This is a genomic window from Gordonia oleivorans (assembly GCF_040044975.1).
Classification (GTDB): Bacteria; Actinomycetota; Actinomycetes; order Mycobacteriales; family Mycobacteriaceae; genus Gordonia; species Gordonia oleivorans.
Genome location: NZ_JBDZDI010000002.1, coordinates 665464 through 683590 on the forward strand (window position 1 = coordinate 665464; position 18127 = coordinate 683590).

An 18127-nucleotide genomic window follows, 5' to 3' on the forward strand; every position below is an offset into this window, starting at 1 on the left:
CGGGTGAGGTTGGACTCGGGTGGGTGCCGGCGCCTGCGGCTTAGTACAGTTTGCGCGTGGCTCGCGTGAAGGAGATCGATCCGAACTCGGCAACCGGGGTGTGGACCGTGCAGACCCGGACCTCGACATATCTCATCGACTTCGATGAGATGACGCTGTTGCGCGCTCCCGGGGTGGGCAGCACCGAAGGCGAGGAATGGGCGGTGAGTACGCTGCGCCGCGACTCCGAGGACATTCCACTCCTCGGCGTGAAGTCGTGCCGGGTGGGTGAGTCGGCCCAGTTCTGGGTGCGTGCCGCCGACGACCCGGACGTCCGGACCTGGCGGATCACCACCCCGGTCGTGTCCATCGAACGGATCGGCTGACCCGACCGCCGGGACGGCACACTCGTCGGCGGATCAGCCGCCGAACGCCCCCGGACCGCCACGCCGCTTGAGGTACCGCTCGAACTCGGCCGCCAGCGCGTCGCCGTCGATCTTGGCCATCGCCTCGTCGGTGTCGATCTCGGCGTCACCACGTTCTTCCAGACCGCGGACGTACTCGGCGATCTCCTCGTCGTCCTCGGTCATCTCGGTGACGGCCTGCTCCCACTCCTCGGCCTGCTCGGGCAGCGTGCCCAGCGGAACCTCGATGTCGAGAACCTCTTCGACCCGATTCAGCAGTGCGACGGTCGCCTTGGGATTCGGAGGGGTGGAGACGTAGTGGGGGACGGCCGCCCAGAACGACACCGCGGGCATGCCGGCCTGCACGAAGAGGTCCTGCAGCACGCCGGTGATCCCGGTGGGGCCTTCGTAGCGGCTCTCGGCCAGGTTGTAGCGCTCCGCGGCGTCGCTGCTGTAGGCGCTGCCGGTCACCGGCACCGGGCGGGTATGTGGCGTGTCGGCCAGCAACGCGCCGAGCATCACGGTCGTCTCCACCTCGAGTGCCTGGGCGAGGTCGACGATTTCCGCACAGAACCCGCGCCAGCGCATGTTGGGTTCGATCCCGCGCACGAGTACGATGTCACGGTCGGCCCCGACGGGGCTGCAATAGGAGATGGACGTGGTCGGCCAATCGATTCGGCGCGTCACGCCATCGACCTGCTTGATCGTGGGCCGATTGACCTGGAAGTCGTAGTAGTCATCGGATTCGATGTCGGCCAATGGGCGGGCATCCCACATCAGCGCGAGGTGCTCGACGGCGCTGCTGGCCGCGTCGCCGGCGTCGTTCCAGCCCTCGAAGGCGGCCAGCAGGATGGGTCTACGCAGGCGGGGAAGGTTCGACATCTGCTCGGCGTTCACTGATCCAGCCTACGACCGAACCCGAGAGAGAGCGAACTACCCTGAGCACCATGTCCACACCGTCATCGTCCACCGGTAACCACGACACGACCTTGCTCACCGCGATGTCGCGTCGCGTGCTGATCGGCGACGGCGCGATGGGCACGATGCTGCAGGCCGCGGACCTGACGTTGGACGACTTCCTGGGCCTCGAGGGCTGCAACGAGATCCTCAACGACACCCGGCCCGACGTGCTCGAGGGGATTCACCGGGCGTACTTCGAGGCGGGCGCCGACGCGGTGGAGACCAACACCTTCGGCTGCAATCTCTCCAACCTGGGTGATTACGACATCGCCGACCGGATCCGGGAACTGTCCTACAAGGGCACGGCCATCGCGCGCGGGGTGGCCGACGAGATGGGGCCGTCCGCCGACGGCACCGCACGCTTCGTCCTGGGCTCGATCGGTCCCGGTACCAAACTGCCGAGCCTGGGTCACACCACCTTCGCGGTCATCCGCGACGCCTACTTCGAGTGCGTCGCCGGCATGCTCGACGGTGGGGCCGACGCCGTCCTCATCGAGACCAGCCAGGATCTTCTGCAGGTCAAGGCGGCCGTCGTCGCAGCGCGCCGGGCGATGGCCGACCTCGGTCGCCGCATCCCGATCATCACCCACGTCACCGTGGAGACCACCGGCACGATGCTGCTCGGTTCGGAGATCGGCGCGGCCCTGGCCGCGATCGAACCCCTCGGGGTCGACATGATCGGGCTGAACTGCGCGACCGGCCCGGCCGAGATGAGCGAACATCTGCGTTACCTCTCGCGGCATGCGCGCATCCCGGTGTCGGTGATGCCCAACGCGGGTCTTCCGATGCTGGGTGCCAACGGCGCCGAGTACCCGCTGCGGCCCGACGAGTTGGCAGTCGCACTCAGTGACTTCGTCGGTGACTTCGGGCTGTCCTTCGTCGGTGGCTGCTGTGGCACCACTCCCGAGCACATCCGGCAGGTGGCCGAGGCGGTCGGCGAGACCACCAAGGCCGCCCGTGAACCCGAGCACGCCTCGGAGACCTCGTCGCTCTACACCGCCGTTCCCTTCGATCAGGACGCCAGCTTCCTGGTGATCGGGGAGCGGACGAACTCCAACGGCTCCAAGGCATTCCGTGAGGCGATGCTCGCGGAGGACTATCAGCGGTGCCTCGACATCGCCAAGGAACAGACCCGCGACGGCGCCCACATGCTCGACCTCAACGTCGACTACGTCGGCCGCGACGGTGCCGCCGACATGACGGCACTCGCCGCGCGGTTCGCGACGTCGTCGACCCTGCCGATCATGCTCGACTCCACCGAACCCGAGGTCATCCGGTCGGGGCTGGAGACCCTCGGTGGACGCTGCGCGGTCAACTCGGTCAACTACGAGGACGGCGACGGACCGGATTCCCGCTTCGCGCGCATCATGCGGCTGGTCGTCGAACACGGCGCCGCCGTCGTCGCGCTGACCATCGACGAGGAGGGACAGGCACGCACCGCGGACTGGAAGATCCGTGTGGCCGAACGCCTCATCGCCGACATCACCGGCAACTGGGGATTGTCCGAGGAGGACATCATCCTCGACACCCTCACCTTCCCGATCTCCACCGGGCAGGAGGAGGTGCGCCGCGACGGCATCGAAACCATCGAATCGATCCGCCGACTGCATGAGGCACATCCGGATGTGCACTTCACGTTGGGCATCTCCAACATCTCCTTTGGTCTGAATCCGGCGGCGCGGCAGGTGCTCAACTCGGTGTTCCTGCACGAATGCGTGCAGGCCGGACTCGACACCGCGATCGTGCACGCGTCGAAGATCTTGCCGATGAACAAGATTCCCGACGAGCAGCGCGAGGTGGCCCTCGACCTCGTCTACGATCGTCGTGGCGCGGTGGGCACACACAGCGAGGGTCGAGACGACTACGACCCGCTGCAGAAGCTGATGGAGCTGTTCGAAGGTGTCTCGGCGGCCTCCGCACGCGAATCACGCGCCCAGGAGCTCGCCAAACTGCCGCTCTTCGAGCGACTCGAGCGACGAATCGTCGACGGGGAGCGCAACGGGCTGACCGATGACCTCGACGAGGCGATGACGCAGAAGCCGCCGCTGGCCATCATCAACGAGACCCTCCTCTCGGGGATGAAAACCGTCGGAGAACTCTTCGGCTCCGGCCAGATGCAGCTGCCATTCGTGCTGCAATCGGCCGAGGTCATGAAAACCGCTGTCGCACACCTCGAACCGCATATGGAGTCCACCGGCGAAGACGGCAAGGGCCGGATCGTGCTGGCCACGGTGAAGGGTGACGTCCACGACATCGGCAAGAATCTCGTCGACATCATCCTGAGCAACAACGGCTATGAGGTCGTCAACATCGGTATCAAGCAACCGATCGCGACCATCCTCGAGGTGGCCGAGGACAAGCGGGCCGACGTCATCGGCATGTCGGGACTGCTGGTCAAGTCGACCGTGGTGATGAAGGAAAACCTCGAGGAGATCAATTCCCGTGGTCTCGCCGACAATTACCCGGTTCTCCTCGGCGGTGCGGCATTGACGCGTGCCTATGTGGAGAACGACCTCTCCGAGACCTACGAGGGCGACGTGCATTACGCGCGTGACGCTTTCGAGGGTCTGCGGTTGATGGACGACATCATGGCCCGTAAGCGGGGGGAGGGGCCGGACCCCAACAGCCCGGAAGCCCTCGCGGCGCAGGAGAAGGCCGCCGAACGCAAGGCCCGTCATGAGCGGTCCAAGCGGATCGCGGAGAAGCGCAAGGCCGCCGAGGCGCCGGTCGAGGTGCCCGCGCGTTCGGATGTGGCCGCCGACAACGAGGTTCCCACGCCACCGTTCTGGGGCACCCGGATCGTCAAGGGCGTCCCGGTCGCCGACTATCTCCAGCTGCTCGACGAACGAGCTCTGTTCCTCGGACAGTGGGGTCTGCGTGGCGCCCGCGGTGGTGACGGACCGTCGTATGAGGATCTCGTCGAGACCGAGGGGCGGCCGAGGCTTCGGGAATGGATCGAACGGCTGTCCACCGAGGGCATCCTGGCGCACGCCGCCGTGGTCTACGGATACTTCCCGGCGGTCAGCGAGGGCGACGTGGTCCATGTGCTCACCGAGCCGAAACCCGATGCGCCGGTGCGTTTTTCGTTCACCTTCCCACGCCAGCAACGGACCCGCTTCCTGTGCATCGCCGACTTCCTACGCTCGCGGGAGTCAGCCATCGCCGACGGTCGTGTCGACGTCCTGCCGTTCCAGTTGGTCACCATGGGTCAGCCGATCGCCGACTTCGCCAACGAGCTGTTCGCGAAGGACGCCTACCGTGACTACCTCGAGGTGCACGGCATCTCCGTGCAGTTGACCGAGGCCCTCGCCGAGTACTGGCATCAGCGGGTCCGCAGTGAACTGCGCTTCGCCGACCACGCCGGCGATGCCGAGGATCCGGACAATGCACAGGGCTTCTTCGACCTCGAATATCGTGGTGCGCGTTTCTCTTTCGGGTACGGCGCCTGCCCGGATCTCGAGGACCGCGTCAAGATGATGGAACTCCTCGAACCAGAACGCATCGGCGTGCAGCTGTCGGAGGAACTGCAGCTGCACCCGGAGCAGTCCACCGACGCCTTCGTGTTGCATCATCCCGAGGCGAAGTACTTCAACACATAGCGTGAGTTCGGCGCGGCCTCATCGTCCTCGGTGGAGCACTGCCAGAAGATCTGCGCCGTGGATCTCGTCGACGGCGCTCTGACGCCCGGTGGTGAGCGCTGTCAGTGAATTCGCGAGCGCTGTCAGTGACCGACAGAGCGCTGTCAACGGGATTGGGCGACGACGTCGCCACCGGGTGCTGCATTCGCGTGATCGACCGTCCGGCGGATGTCGATCGCACAGGCAAAAGCGCGTCGCCGGTACCTGACAGCCGCCACCCACCGAGTTCCCAGCTTCGCGGGTCAGTCTTGATGCCATGACCTCTGTGACCCTCACGCCGGTCGGTGCCGACGGCGCCGATCACGACACCGACGATCACGGCACCGACGAGCGCACCCCGGCCTCCGTGGCGCATCCGGCTCGTTGGGTGCGCTGGAGCGTCCTCGCCGCCCTCGTGGTGGTGGCCGCGCTGGTGCGTTGGCACTTCATCGACATGGAAACCATGGACTACCGGGCGTTCCTCAGCCGGTGGTACGAGACGCTCGACACGCAGCGCTTCTCCGCGTTCAAGGAGCGCTTCGCCGATTACAACTACCCGTACCTCTACCTGATCTGGCTGCTGACCGTCGTCAAGGCGCCGTCGCTGATCGGCATCAAGGCGTTGTCGATGATCTTCGACCTCGTCCTGGCCTTCTTCGCCTACCGGATCGTCGCGCTGCGGACGCCACGATTTTGGCTGCGTGCCTTGGCCTTCGGCGTGATCCTGCTGCTGCCGTCGGTGATCGCGAACAGTGCCTACTGGGGTCAGGCCGACGCCATCTACTCGGCGTTCGCACTGGGCGGGGTGTATTTCCTGCTCCGCGCCCAACGCGAGGGGATCACCCATCGGTCCTACGTGATGAACTCGATCTGGGCCTGCGCGTTCTTCGGTCTGTCGCTCTCGTTCAAACTGCAGGCGGTCTTCGTCCTGCCGGTGCTGCTCTGGCTGCTGCTGCGACGCCGTCTGCCGTGGTACACGCTGCTGGCCATTCCGGCGGTGTTCCTAGCGCTCGACGTTCCCGCCATCATCGCGGGCGCGCCGTGGCGCGAGGCCTTGTCGGTCTATCTGGATCAGACCGACTCCTACAAGCAACTCACATTGGGCGCGGCGAACCTCTACCAGCTCATCCCCATCTCCGGGGACGCGACCTGGCTGGCACACCTCGGTATCGGGATGGCCGCCGCGGTGATCGTGGTCTTCCTCGCCTGGTCGCTGTGGAAGAAGCCGCCGGTGACCCCCGCGTCGATTCTGGTGGTGGCCACCGCCAGCGCCGTCATCGTGCCCTTCCTGCTGCCCGCGATGCACGACCGCTACTTCTATACCGCCGAGATTCTGAGCGTGGTGATGGCGTTCTACCTGCCCCTGCGATTCGTGATCATCCCGGTGCTCGTCCAGGCGGCGGCCATCGGTGTGTATCACTCGTCGCTGTCCGGTGACCAGGGTCAGGGATTCGGTGGGGGCGGGGGCCGCGGGTTCGGTGGTGGACAACAGTCCGGCGGAACCGGTGGAACAGGCGGTGCGCCGAACATGCCGGGCGGCAACGGTTCCGGCGCAACACCACCGGCCGGTGGTCCGGGTGGTGGCGCGGCCCCCGGTGGTGCGCCGGCCGGAGCCGGACAGTCCCACGGGGGCCAGGGCGGGCAGGGCGGCGCCATGGGAGGCGGTCGTGGCGGCTCGGGCGGCTACACCTCCGGTCGCGGCGACACCGAACTCGGCGTCTGCGCCACCATGATGGGTCTGGCGGCCCTCGGTCTGGTCTATGCGGTGATCGACACCTTCCGCCGTGCCTGGCCGGCTTCGACTCCGAATGCGTGATGACGGTCACGCGATTGGGTAGGTGGGCGGGTGGTCGGCGATGATGCGGTGGTGAGCAGCACCGCCTTCCGTCCCGCCGCCGTCTTCTGGGATATGGACGGCACCCTGCTCGACTCGGAAAGACTGTGGGACATCGCCGTCGCCGAGTTGTCGGAGCGGCACGGCTTCGTCATGACTCCCGAAGTACGTGAGTCGACGTTGGGCAACTCCATGGCCGACGCACTCGACAAGGTTTATGACGCGGCCGGAGTGCCGCCCGTCGCTCGTCGGCATGCGCTCGACGAGCGGTGGTTGCTCGACCGAGTCGGCGAGCTCTTCGCCGAGGACCTGCCGTGGCGGCCCGGAGCACTCGAGGCGCTCGACCTGTTGGCCGCCGCCGGAATTCCGATGGCGCTGGTGACCAACACGGTGCGGGAGCTGACCGAACAGGCCCTTGACACCCTCGGTCGCCATTTCTTCACGGCCACGGTGTGTGGTGACGAGGTGGCGGTGGGCAAGCCCGCACCCGACCCGTACCAGCGCGCTGCGACGCTGCTCGGCGTCGATCCGATGCGGTGTCGCGCCGTCGAGGATTCGCCGACCGGCACCGAGTCGGCCATCGCGGCCGGCTGCCACACCTTGGTGGTGCCGTCGACGGCCGAGGTGCCGGCCGGTCCACGTCGGTCCTTCCGCTCGACGCTGGTCGGCTTGACCCTCGCCGAACTCGAACTTGCGGACATGCGAGGATAGGAACTCGTGAAAACCTTCGAGGAGCTGTTCGCCGAGTTGAGCGACAAGGCGCAGTCCCGTCCGGTCGGCAGTGGCACCGTTGCCGCGCTGGACTCGGGGATCCACACCCTCGGCAAGAAGATCATCGAAGAGGCCGGCGAGGTCTGGCTGGCGGCCGAACACGAATCCGACGAGTCCTTGGGCGAGGAGATCTCCCAGCTCCTCTACTGGCTGCAGGTGATGATGATCAAACGGGGTCTGACACTCGCGGACGTGTACCGCCATCTCTAGGCCGCGGCCTACCCCCGGTCGCGGCCCTACGCACCCGCCGTCCCACCCGATCGATCACTGGAGTCATCCGATGCTGCGAGTTGCAGTACCCAACAAGGGCGCCCTGTCCGAATCCGCCGCCGCCATCCTGGCCGAGGCCGGCTACCGCAAACGTACCGACGCCAAGGACCTGACCGTCCTCGACAACAGCAATGACGTCGAGTTCTTCTTCCTGCGTCCCAAGGACATCGCCATCTACGTCGGGGCAGGCACCCTCGACGTCGGCATCACCGGCCGCGACCTCGCCCGCGACTCGGGCGCCGAGGTCGACGAACAGATCTCGATGGGATTCGGGTCGTCGACCTTCCGTTACGCCGCACCCGCCGACCAGTCGTGGACCGTCGAGGATCTCGCCGGCAAACGCATCGCGACGTCGTATCCGAATCTGGTCCGCGCCGACCTGGCCGCCCGCGGTATGAGCGCCGACATCATCCGGCTCGACGGTGCGGTGGAGATCTCGATCCAGCTCGGTGTCGCCGACGCCATCGCCGACGTCGTCGGGTCCGGACGCACGCTGCGCCAGCACGGTCTCGTGGCCTTCGGCGAGTCGCTGTGCGACTCCGAGGGAGTGCTGATCAGTCGCGCCGGTGCCGAGGTCGACAAGGCCGCACGACAGTTCATCAAGCGCGTGCAGGGAGTGGTGTTCGGTCAGCAGTACGTGATGATCGACTACGACTGCCCGCGGGCCATTCTCGATCAGGCCAGTGCCCTGACGCCCGGACTGGAATCACCGACCGTCGCACCGATGGCCGATCCCGACTGGGTGGCCGTCCGCGCGATGGTGCCGCGCCGCAACCACCAGAACCTGATGGACGAGCTCTCCGAACTCGGTGCCCGCGCCATTCTCGCCTCCGACATCCGGTCCTGCCGCTTCTAGGGCATGTCCTTCGAGGTCCGGGTCTCCCGGCTGCTCAGCGGCCGTCGAGCAGGACCGTCTGCGCCGACCGGCCGATGAACCCGTCGACGTCGTACAGGTCGGCGAAGGTGGCCCCGAACCCGTCCGGCCCGGCGGCCAGATGGGCGTCGATCCCCAGCCACCGACCGTGCGGGATCGCCGAGAAGTGCACGGTGGTGTCGGTGTTCATCCACGTCCACTGATCGGGCCGTAGGCGGGTCCCGACGCCGTTGGCGACGTCGACGACGGTCATCTGGGCCTCGAGGTCGGTGATCGTCTCGCCCTCCACCAGCTCGATCGCGGGGCGCAGCCACACCGCGGGAGTGTCACCGAAACGACCCGGCGCGACGGCCGTCTCGACCGTGCCGATGAAGCCGACGGTGCCCCAGTCGACCCCCAGCGAACTGTCCGAGGTGACCCCGGTTGTCGTGTCCAGTTCCTCGGGGAGCGGACGCAACTGCGCGAACGGCTGCTGACTGATCGACGACGTGTCCCCGGTGCGCAGGCGCCAGGCGACGGCGCGCGCGGCAACCCGGAAACCGCCGTCGGGCTGCTGCACCTCCAGATCGGCGCCGACCATGCTGATCCGGCGGCCCGGGCGCAGCACCCGCGCGCTGACGCGGTTGAGGCCGAGCCCGACCGCACCGACGATCTCGGTGGTCACTCGGGTGACGTGCAATGACGGGTCGGGGGACACCCGTTCCAGCGCCCGCATCAACAGTCCGGTGGGTGGCCCGCCGTGCTGGATGTCGTTCGACCACGGACTGATGGTGGCCTCGGTGGGGCGGAAGTATTCGTATCCTGCTTCGGCGTCGGTCGACGGCGCAGCGGGGATGTAGTACGCGGTATCCACCCGAGCGAGCCTATGACACTGTGCATAGCCCGCCGCGTTCGGCCGTGTCGCCCACTTCGGGGACCTGGTCATTCGATCGGGGTGACCTGTTCCTTCGTTCAGACGAAATCGCCGAATGTGCTCGTCTTTCTGTTGGTCAAACGTCCATTATGAATCAGGTTCGCCAGTGGCCATCGTTCGGTGACGATCGCACAGTCACGGCGCAGGGATCGATGACCAGCCGTCCAGGCATGCCAGAGGGAGACGTTCGTGTACGCAATACGGAGGGCCGTCGGCACCACAGCCGTCGGTTGCGCACTATGTGTGGGAGCCGTGGTACCCACGGTGTTGTCGGCGACGGTCGCCCAGGCAGGATCGATCTCGTCGGCCACGCAGCAGACGATCGACGAACTCGACGCTGCCGGGGTGTTCCGGCCGGCCGAGGACGACGACGGAACCGGTCGAGACCTGCTGGGGTCGCAGACCTACGGGGCCAGCTCCGAGGCGATCCTCGTCGTCACGCCGGGAACTGATGACGGCACCCTCTATCCCCGGATCCGGGAACTCCGGGCCGGTCGCACCACACTGATCATCGATTACCCGGAAGCGTTGGCGCCCTTGGTGTCCGGCCGCTCGGATGCGGCACTGCCGATCTTCGGCCCGTCCTACGACGAGTCCCGCGACATTGCCGTCGCCGGGAACGTGGCGGTCATGCGTGCCTTCGCCACGCAGCAAGGGGATCGGCCGTACGTCGTCTACACCGGGTACTCGCAGGGTGCCGAGGCCCTGGGCAACGCCGCCGAGCAGGCGGTCGCCCAGAACGCGGTCGATGGCACCGGAATCGACGTCGAGAACTCTCGGCTGCTGCTCATCTCCGATCCACGCAGTCCGTGGGGTCTGAAGGCCTGGGCGGCCGACTATCCGGTGATCGGCGGACTGTTCGAACTGTTCGGCGCCGAGTCGAACGATGCGCGCGACCCCGGAGCCTCCGACGGCTTGCAGGTGACCTCGGTGATCGTGGTCGGTGACCCGGTGAGCAACTTCCAGTGGGTCTGGTACCGGCCGATCAGTTCGCTACTGGTCGACGGCGCGGGCTTCATCGCCATCCATTCAGGAATGGGGGAGCAGAACTACGGCAATCTCATCGACTACGACACGCCGCCGACGTTCCTGCACAGCACCGATGGCAACACCACCTACGTCGTCTACACGCCGAAACACCATCCGCTGACGATGGTCGCGATGATGCTCAACGACGCCGTCGGCATCACCTATGACGACGACGATCTGGCCCGGTGGGACGCGGTCAACGATGCCTTCTATCCGCTGCAGGCACCCAGCGCCGACACCGCCGCGGTCCCGGTCGAGGACGGGCCGCAGCCATCGGCGCCGGCGCCGATGGTCGCGGCGCGCACCCTGTCGGTGGTGGAGACCGAGGATGGCTCGGAGGTCGGGACCGGAGACGACGGATCATCGATCGTCCCGGAGACCACGCCCGAGGGCACACCCACGGAGGTGACCGCGCAACCCGCCACCGAGGTCACACCGCAGGCCGCCGTCGAGGTCACCCCGCAATCCCCGGCACCAGTGACCACCGAAACACCGGTGACCACCGAAACACCGGAGGACGCCGAAACATCGGTGACCACCGAAACACCGGAGGGCACCGAAACACCGGAGATCACCCCGACACCGGTGACGACCGAGACCTCGACCACCACCTCGGCGCCCACCGGCGGTCGCCATCGCGCGCCGGCGACGACCGATTCCGCGGCAGACGCCGGTGCATCCGGCGCAGCCGACAGCACCGGCGGCGGCCGGCATCGGCTGCAGGGCAGCGGGCGTCACTCGACCGATCCTCAGGCGCCGTCGGCCGGCGGCGACGCGTCCGAATCGTCACAGACCCCGGCGGCGTAGCCGTCGTCAGGGCGTGAAACCTGTCGGCGGACCGGGATAGTCGGGTATCACACCACCAAACTCGGGGCAGCGTGCCTGATGTTCGCAGAAGCGGCACATCCGCGAGCGCTGCGGCCGGAAGTCCCCGGTGGCCACGGCCGCGCGGATGGCCCGCCAGATCGCGGCGAGCGTACGTCCGAATCGTTCGAGTTCGTCACGGTCGGGGGTGTAGGACAGCGTCTGACCGTCGGAGAGGTACATCAACTGCAGACGCGTCGGCATCACGCCACGAAGCCGCAAGATGGCCAGGGCGTAGAACTTCATCTGGAACAGCGCCTTGGCCTCGTAGGCCTCGCCGGGTGCGCGACCGGTTTTGTAGTCGACCACCCGGATCTCGCCGGTGGGAGCGACGTCGATCCGGTCGATGAAACCGCGCATCAACACCTCGTCGGACTCGATCTCGACGTGTTCTTCGACCGCGTCGGCGTCGAAGGCCGTCGGATTCTCCATCCGGTAGTAGTTCGCGATGAGCGTGTGGGCCTCCCGCAGGAATGCGGTGTGGTCGCCGTCGCCGATCAGGTCAGCGAGATCGGGATCGGCCTCGCACATCGCCGCCCACGCGCCGTCGACGAGGTAATCCGCCGACTCCTGGGTCCGCAGCGGGGCGGGCATGTCGAAGAGATTCTCCAACGCGGCGTGTACCACCGTGCCACGGGTCTGGGCCGGCGTCGGTGTCTCGGGGAAGCGGTCGATCGCGCGGTAGCGATAGAGCAGCGGGCACTGCTTGAAGTCGGCCGCACGCGAGGGTGACAGCGCCAGCGGTCTGCCCACCAGTCCCCGCGCGGTGCCGGCGTGTTGGTGAGCGGGGGCCGGGTCGGCTGCGTTGTCGGCCCCGGAGGAAACGGTGATCGTCACATTTGGCAGGGTAGGACCCACCAGTGACAATCCGACGCTCGACGCGGCCACTGAGCCGGGGCTGCGAATATCGCTGTCACCAGCAGATAACACCAGTCACATCAGCCCCGAGAGACTCGGGTCCAACCGGCGAGGAGACCAGCAGATGGCCGCGAGCGGCGCGTTCGAAGTGGGGGATCGGGTTCAACTCTCCGACGCCAAGGGCCGCAAGTTCACGGTCATCCTGGAACCGGGAAAGCAGTTCCACACCCATCGCGGCGCGATCGCGCACGACGACCTCATCGGTTCGCCCGAGGGCAGCATCGTCGCGGCGACCAGCGGCACCGAGTACCTGGCACTGCGTCCCCTCCTCGTCGACTACGTCCTGTCGATGCCGCGCGGCGCACAGGTCATCTACCCGAAGGATTCCGCCCAGATCGTCACCGAGGGCGATATCTTCCCGGGCGCACGGGTGCTCGAGGCCGGGGCCGGCTCGGGTGCGTTGACGTGTTCACTGCTGCGCGCGGTCGGACCCGACGGCGAGGTCGTCTCCTACGAGATTCGCGACGACCACGCCGAGCACGCCCAGCGCAACGTCGAGACATTCTTCGCCGGACACCCGGCGAACTGGTCCCTGGTCATCGACGACCTCGCCAACATCGACGCGACCGAGCGGTTCGACCGCGTCATCCTCGACATGCTCGCGCCCTGGGAGCCTCTCGACGTCGTCCGTTCGATTCTGAAACCAGGTGGGGTCTTGACGGTTTATGTGGCAACTGTCACCCAGTTGTCGCGCGTGATCGAGGCCCTGCGTGAGCAGGAGTGCTGGACCGAACCGCACGCCTGGGAATCCCTGGTCCGTGACTGGAGCGCGGTGGGTCTGGCGGTGCGGCCGGAACACAAAATGCAAGGACACACGGCCTTTCTGATCACCGCTCGACGTCTGGCCGACGGAACCACCACACTCCGGCCACAACGACGTCCGACCCGGGGGTGAGTCGGGCGTGGACATCCACGCGAAACACGGTGAATACGTAGGGAAGACGTACATTTAACACATCATCAACATCGGTGGATGCGCGGTGTGAGGCGTATCGGTCCGCGGGCCGGTAGCGTGGAGTCACGGTGCACGAACTCCAATGCGGAGTGGTTGCCGGGGAGAGGAGTCAGCAATGACCGAATCTGATCGCCATGGTGCCTCGGCGGATGACGCGGGCAGTGAGACCACGGGAGCGTCCGGTGACTCGTTCACTCCCGCCTACACGCCGCCGCTGGTGGCCCGAGCAGACCGCGAACGCCCGGCGGGTGCACGGTCGGCCGACACGGACCTGCAGGAGCGTGTCGACAACCTGACCGCACGTAACGCCAAGCTGCTCGAAACCCTCAAAGAGGCGCGGCAGCAGCTCGTCGCGCTGCGCGAGGAGGTCGACCGTCTCGGACAGCCTCCGAGTGGGTACGGCGTACTGCTCGAGGTGTTCCCCGATCAGACCGTCGACGTCTTCACCTCGGGACGCAAGATGCGCCTGACGTGCTCGCCGAACATCGACACCGAAACCCTGCACCGAGGGCAGACCCTGCGTCTCAACGAGGCACTGACCATCGTCGAGGCGTGCGAATTCGACTCGGTCGGCGAGATCAGCACACTGCGCGAGATCTTGGGCGACGGGGAACGTGCCCTGGTCGTCGGCCATGCCGACGAGGAACGGGTCGTCTGGCTCGCCGAGCCACTACTCGGTGAGGTCGACGGTGAGGACGGGCAACGCCGCAAACTGCGGCCCGGCGACTCGCTGCTCATCGACACCAAGGCCGGCTTCGCCTTCGAACGTGTCCCCAAGGCCGAGGTCGAGGACCTGGTCCTCGAGGAGGTTCCCGACGTCGGCTACGAGGACATCGGTGGTCTCGGCCGTCAGATCGAGCAGATCCGTGACGCCGTCGAACTGCCGTTCCTGCACAAGGACCTGTTCCGCGACTACGCCCTGCGTCCGCCCAAGGGTGTGCTGCTCTACGGCCCGCCCGGCTGCGGTAAGACGCTGATCGCCAAGGCCGTCGCCAACTCGCTGGCCAAGAAGATCGCCCAGGTCCGTGGCGACGACGCCAAGGAAGCCAAGTCATACTTCCTGAACATCAAGGGCCCCGAACTGCTCAACAAGTTCGTCGGCGAGACCGAGCGGCACATCCGCCTGATCTTCCAACGTGCCCGTGAGAAGGCCTCCGAAGGCACTCCGGTCATCGTGTTCTTCGACGAGATGGACTCGATCTTCCGCACCCGTGGATCCGGTGTCTCCTCCGACGTCGAGACGACCGTCGTCCCGCAGCTGCTCAGTGAGATCGACGGCGTCGAGGGCCTCGAGAACGTCATCGTCATCGGCGCGTCCAACCGCGAGGACATGATCGACCCGGCCATCCTGCGACCGGGCCGTCTGGACGTGAAGATCAAGATCGAACGTCCCGACGCCGAGTCGGCGATGGACATCTTCTCCAAGTACCTGACCGAGCAGTTGCCGGTGCACGCCGACGATCTCGGCGAGTTCGGCGGCGATCGTACGGCCTGCCTGAACGCGATGATCGAGAAGGTCGTCGAGCGGATGTACGCCGAGAGCGATGACAACCGCTTCCTGGAGGTGACCTACGCCAACGGTGACAAGGAGGTCATGTACTTCAAGGACTTCAACTCCGGCGCGATGATCCAGAACGTCGTCGACCGGGCCAAGAAGTACGCGATCAAGTCCCAGTTGGACACCGGCGCACCGGGTCTGCGGGTCCAGCACCTGTTCGATTCCATTCTCGACGAGTTCGCCGAGAACGAGGATCTGCCCAACACCACCAACCCGGACGACTGGGCGCGGATCTCGGGCAAGAAGGGCGAGCGGATCGTGTACATCCGCACGCTGGTCACCGGCAAGAGTTCCGGTGCCAGCCGCGCCATCGACACCGAGACCAACACCGGCCAGTATCTGTAACCCACCCCGGCAACCCGCGACACACCTGCTGCCCGCCCCGTACTCCGGGGCGGGCAGCGGCGCGTGTTGGGCCACCCGAGCCGCGCGAAGTTCGACTTGCGCGTCGACCGTGCGGAGGACGTGCGAGGACGCGGTCGACGCCAGGCACTAGAGTCTGTCGGTGATGAACAGCAGCGTCTCGATGATCCGTGGTCGGGTGACGGTGGCCGGGGTGAGCCATCCACTGGGCGACGCGCACCGTGTCCGACTCGGTCGCACCCCCGACAACGAAGTGGTCGTCAATCATCCACTCGTGTCACGTCATCACCTTCTGATCGAGTGGCGTGGCACCGGCTGGTGGGTGGTCGACGCGGGCAGCACAAACGGTTTCTACAGCGGTGGCGCCCGCGTGTCGGAGCTACCGCTGACCGGCTCGACCAGTTTTCGTCTCGGTGACGGTGCCACCGGCCCGGTGGTCGAGGTGGCGCTCGAGGCACCGCGTGTACCGGGCCCGGCAGGGCCGGCAGGGCCACCGGGTCCGCCGCGTGGTCCCGGTAGCGGTCCGGTCGCCGGACCGCCCCCGGCGTCGGGACGGTTTCCCGCCGGACCGCCCGGGTCGGGTCGGATGCCGATGCGGGTTCCCGCGCCCGGCAGCTACACCCCGGGTGCGGTGGCACCGATGCCCGAGGAATTGCAAAACGCCCCTCACCTGCAGGCACTGAAGCAGAATGTGTCCGCGATCTACCAGCTTCCGGGACGCCCGGAACGGGCAGGGCGCGAAACGATCTCACTCGCGGGAGCGCAGACGATCGGCCGGACGCCGGACAACGACATCGTCGTCTCCGACGTCCTTGCCTCGCGGCGGCACGCGCGCGTCCTGTCACAGCCGGACGGTCTGTACATCGAGGATCTCGGCAGCGTCAACGGCACCTACGTCAACGGCCAACGGGTCTCGCGGGCACGACTCACCGACGGCAACGTCGTCACCATCGGCAACAGCGACTTCGTGGTCTCGCGCGGCAGCCTCGTCCGCGGCCAGGCCCAGGACGTCGTCGCCGGTGGTCTGCAGGTGCACGGCGTCAGCCTCGTCGTCGACGGCGGGAAACAACTCCTGCAGAACGTCGAGTTCAGTGCCCGTCCCGGATCGCTGACCGCGGTGATCGGTCCGTCCGGCGCGGGCAAGTCCACCGTGTCGCGGATCGTCGCCGGGCTCAACTCGCCCACCAGCGGTCAGGTCACCTTCGAAAACCGCAGTGTCCATGAGGAATACGATGCGCTGCGCACCCGTATCGGAATGGTGCCGCAGAAGGACGTGCTGCACCACAAACTCACCCTCCGCCAGGCGCTGCGGTACGCCGCCGAACTCCGGCTGCCGCCGGACCTGTCGAAGGCCGACCGCGACAACGTCATCAACGGCGTACTCGCCGAGCTGCAGTTGACCGAACACGTCGACACCCGCGTCGAAAAGCTCTCCGGTGGCCAGCAGAAACGCGCATCGGTGGCGATGGAACTCCTCACCGGGCCGTCGTTGCTGATCCTCGACGAACCCACCTCGGGTCTGGATCCGGCCCTCGACCGGCAGGTGATGTCGACTCTGCGCCGGCTCGCCGACGCCGGGCGCGTCGTCCTCGTCGTCACCCACTCGCTGACCTACCTCTCGATGTGCGATCAGGTGCTGCTGCTGGCACCGGGCGGCAAGACCGCCTATTGCGGCGCGCCCGCGGACGTCGGGGCAGCGATGGGTACCGCCGACTGGGCCGAGATCTTCGCCTTCGTCGCCGCGCAGCCCGACACCGCGCACATGCGCTACCTGCAGGGCCGTGGGCAACCCGCTCCGCCGCCACCACCTCGACCGCCCGGTCCGCCGATACCGGTCCCGCAGACGAGTTTCGTCCGGCAATCGAGCACCATCGGGCGGCGGCAGGTCCGGCTGATCTTCGCCGACGTCGGTTACCTGGTCTTCCTGGTGCTGTTGCCGGTGGTGCTGGGTTTGTTGACGTTGGTCATCCCCGGCGATACCGGATTCGGAAAGGCCGAACCCCCGCTGGGCTCGCCGCCGGGCACCCCACCTAAGGACGGGGCCGAGGCGATCCAGGTGCTGGTCGTCCTGGTCGTCGGTGCCGCCTTCATGGGGGCCGCGCTCACCGTTCGCGATCTGGTGGGAGAGCGCGACATCTTCGAACGGGAACGCGCGGTCGGACTGCGCCCGGGCGCCTACCTGTGGGCCAAGATCGTGGTGTTCTTCATCGCCGCCGTCTTGCAGAGCCTGGTGATGGTGGCCATCACCTTCGCCGGTCGCGGCCTGCCCGAGATGGGTGGCGCCATTCTGCCGCCGGCCGCCGCACTGGTGCTGGCGGTCGCCGCGCTCGCGTGCGTCTCGACGCTGGTCGGGTTGGCCATCTCGGCGTCGGTGAAGTCGAACGAGCAGGTGATGCCACCCCTGGTCATCGTCGTGATGGTGCAGCTGGTGTTCTGCGGCGGACTGTTCAAGCTCGACGCCCCCGGCCTGACCCAGCTGTCGTGGATCTTCCCGTCCTTCTGGGGGTACAACGCCGCCGCCGGCGCCGTCGACCTGGTCGAGATCAACCCGATCGCGCCCCAGATGATCACACTCTGGGAGACATCGATCGTGCACTCCGCGATCGCGTACGGAGTGCTGGCACTGATGGCGATCCTGCTCGCCGGATTCACCTACTCCCGGCTGCGCCTCAAGAAGCGCTGATCGGTGTTGCCCTGATCGGTGTTGCAGCGCACGCGCGTCGCCGGTAGGTGGCACAAACAAACACGGCGCAAACAAACACGGCGCAAACGATCACGACCCGCCATCGGGACGATGGCGGGTCGTGTCATGTCGGAG

13 protein-coding genes are annotated in these 18127 nt (G+C 66.8%); 10 read left to right on the forward strand and 3 right to left on the reverse strand.

Annotation, left to right across the window (positions count from 1 at the left end; genetic code table 11):
* Window positions 1-56: 56 nt before the first annotated feature.
* The gene (locus ABLE92_RS06330) at window positions 57-365 is read left to right on the forward strand and encodes a hypothetical protein (RefSeq protein ID WP_348803833.1); all 309 of its coding nucleotides are present in this window, start codon (window positions 57-59) and stop codon (window positions 363-365) included.
* Between the two features lie 33 nt (window positions 366-398).
* Here the strand turns inward: ABLE92_RS06330 and ABLE92_RS06335 are convergent, their stop codons facing one another.
* The gene (locus ABLE92_RS06335; RefSeq protein ID WP_348803834.1) at window positions 399-1280 is read right to left on the reverse strand and encodes a PAC2 family protein; all 882 of its coding nucleotides are present in this window, start codon (window positions 1278-1280) and stop codon (window positions 399-401) included.
* Between the two features lie 50 nt (window positions 1281-1330).
* Here ABLE92_RS06335 and metH point away from each other — a divergent pair, with 50 nt between their 5' ends.
* The 5 genes from metH to hisG all read left to right on the forward strand — a co-directional run bounded on the left by metH (window position 1331) and on the right by hisG (window position 8691).
* Window positions 1331-4942, forward strand: coding sequence for a methionine synthase (metH, locus tag ABLE92_RS06340; RefSeq protein WP_348803835.1), 3612 nt, complete (start codon window positions 1331-1333; stop codon window positions 4940-4942).
* Between the two features lie 295 nt (window positions 4943-5237).
* A complete protein-coding gene (locus tag ABLE92_RS06345; RefSeq protein WP_348803836.1) occupies window positions 5238-6776 on the forward strand; it encodes a putative hexosyltransferase in 1539 nt (512 codons plus the stop codon).
* Between the two features lie 51 nt (window positions 6777-6827).
* Window positions 6828-7505, forward strand: coding sequence for an HAD family hydrolase (locus ABLE92_RS06350; RefSeq protein ID WP_348803837.1), 678 nt, complete (start codon window positions 6828-6830; stop codon window positions 7503-7505).
* Between the two features lie 6 nt (window positions 7506-7511).
* On the forward strand, window positions 7512-7775 hold the full coding sequence (locus tag ABLE92_RS06355) for a phosphoribosyl-ATP diphosphatase (protein ID WP_348803838.1): 264 nt from the start codon (window positions 7512-7514) through the stop codon (window positions 7773-7775).
* A gap of 70 nt (window positions 7776-7845) precedes the next feature.
* On the forward strand, window positions 7846-8691 hold the full coding sequence (gene hisG, locus ABLE92_RS06360; protein ID WP_348803839.1) for an ATP phosphoribosyltransferase: 846 nt from the start codon (window positions 7846-7848) through the stop codon (window positions 8689-8691).
* Window positions 8692-8725: 34 nt separating this feature from the next.
* Here hisG and ABLE92_RS06365 read toward each other — a convergent pair whose 3' ends face one another.
* A complete protein-coding gene (locus ABLE92_RS06365) occupies window positions 8726-9562 on the reverse strand; it encodes a thioesterase family protein (protein ID WP_348803840.1) in 837 nt (278 codons plus the stop codon).
* 249 nt (window positions 9563-9811) lie between these two features.
* Here ABLE92_RS06365 and ABLE92_RS06370 point away from each other — a divergent pair, with 249 nt between their 5' ends.
* Window positions 9812-11458 carry an alpha/beta hydrolase family protein gene (locus ABLE92_RS06370; protein ID WP_348803842.1) on the forward strand — a complete coding sequence of 549 codons (1647 nt, stop codon included), beginning with the start codon at window positions 9812-9814 and terminating at the stop codon, window positions 11456-11458.
* 6 nt (window positions 11459-11464) lie between these two features.
* On the opposite strand, the gene ABLE92_RS06375 is transcribed toward ABLE92_RS06370, so the two are convergent.
* Complete coding sequence (locus tag ABLE92_RS06375) at window positions 11465-12352, reverse strand: RecB family exonuclease (RefSeq protein ID WP_348803843.1); 888 nt, start codon at window positions 12350-12352, stop codon at window positions 11465-11467.
* A gap of 145 nt (window positions 12353-12497) precedes the next feature.
* On the opposite strand from ABLE92_RS06375, the gene ABLE92_RS06380 reads away from it, so the two are divergent.
* The 3 genes from ABLE92_RS06380 (at window position 12498) to ABLE92_RS06390 (ending at window position 17992) form a co-directional block, all read left to right on the forward strand.
* Window positions 12498-13328 (forward strand): tRNA (adenine-N1)-methyltransferase, encoded by an 831-nt coding sequence (locus ABLE92_RS06380; RefSeq protein ID WP_348803844.1) that lies wholly within the window; start codon window positions 12498-12500, stop codon window positions 13326-13328.
* Between the two features lie 175 nt (window positions 13329-13503).
* Window positions 13504-15291 (forward strand): proteasome ATPase, encoded by a 1788-nt coding sequence (gene arc, locus ABLE92_RS06385; protein ID WP_348803846.1) that lies wholly within the window; start codon window positions 13504-13506, stop codon window positions 15289-15291.
* 181 nt (window positions 15292-15472) lie between these two features.
* Entirely contained in the window at window positions 15473-17992 is a 2520-nt protein-coding gene (locus tag ABLE92_RS06390; RefSeq protein ID WP_348803943.1) for an FHA domain-containing protein, read from the forward strand.
* Window positions 17993-18127: the final 135 nt, after the last annotated feature.